Genomic DNA, 1,315 nt, shown 5'->3' with positions numbered 1-1,315 from the left:
CTTCAATCCATTTTCTTCGTTTCATTGCCAGAGAAAGGTTGAGTATTTTCTGACTGCCGGATTTGGTTATATAGCCCCCAATAGCAAAGATTTTATACCTGAGTGTTTTGAGTTGATGGAGCTTGTCAGACTTGAGGACGGCTTGTTTGAATAGGGTCATGATGTTGTATGCGACCACCACAAAATTCAGTGCGGCCTCTGTGGCAGCAAAGTCTTGCATATTGAAGTTGTCGAACCCAAAATCAGCCTTTATCTCTTTGATACGGTTTTCACAATCGGCCCTTCCTCTGTACATGTTCCAAACCATCTGGGCCGATAGGTCAACATTGGTGATATAGCAACTGTAGCGATAGTTTTTGTATATTCCTTCCTCAGCGAAAAGCTTGAGTTGTTTACCTGTGGCCTTGGGCCTTTTTTGGATTTGCTGGCGAACCACCACCAAACGACGGGGTGCTGCCCATGTATCACTCTGATAGGTCGTTTCAGTGATCTGTAGTCCATCGCCCAGGTTCCACCAGTTTTTTAGTCCGGCCACCTTCTGCTGAATGGTGCGGTAGTGGCGTGCTACGATGATGTATTTAATGGCCTTTCCTTCCAAATAATCGAATATTGCTTTGCTGTAAAAACCGCTGTCAGCTCTCAACAGGCTGATGTGCTTACCCTCCATTCGGTGCAGAGTGTCTTCCAGGAAAGAGAGAAAATTGTTGGTGGTGTAGGCATCCCCGCTTCTGAGCCAGAAGTTGGCCACCATCTTGCATTCATCCACGAAGGCCAGCAACGGGTGATGAGAATTTCTTCCGGGCTTAGTCGGATTGTATCCCCGCTTGGCTCCTTGCTGGTTGCCGTAACGTGTACATACTGTGGAGTCCACGTCCAAAGTGTAGTTGTCCAATTTAACCTGAGAGAAAAACCACTGGCTCAGCGCACTGAAAACCTGATGATTAGTGGCAAGGCTAAACTTACTGAAATACCGCTGGTACGCCTTATGGCCGGCCATCGATTTGAATCCAAAAATTTTCCTCAACACCTCGTCAAAGCGACCCACTTCCAGGTGTTCGAACCTATTGGCCCCACACCAGACACTGACCATGAAACAAGTGATCAACTGGATGGGGTCATATCCCCGGTTGGAGCCTTGACCGGGCAGGTCAAAAGATTGGAGCTTGGTGAGAATACCCGTTTGATCAAGCAGTTTTTTCATGAAAACCATCCCACTCCAGGGGGTGATTTCTTTGTCAGTAAAGGCCAGTTTTAAGTCCATCTGCCATGTAAGTTAAAATGACACGGAAAATCGTGCAATTGTGGTCGAAAAAAA

The 1,315-nt window shown here is 46.8% G+C and carries 1 protein-coding gene; it reads right to left on the bottom strand.

Going from position 1 to position 1,315, the window contains the following annotated elements; translation table 11 throughout:
- A partial coding sequence (locus GC130_RS25490) for an IS1380 family transposase (RefSeq protein WP_152001201.1) occupies positions 1-1,261 on the bottom strand: 1,261 nt, incomplete at its 3' end.
- Positions 1,262-1,315 lie beyond the last annotated feature (54 nt).

It is taken from the genome of Imperialibacter sp. EC-SDR9 (genome assembly GCF_902498805.1).
Classification (GTDB): Bacteria; Bacteroidota; Bacteroidia; order Cytophagales; family Cyclobacteriaceae; genus Imperialibacter.
This window is presented reverse-complemented; position numbering and strand designations above follow the sequence as displayed.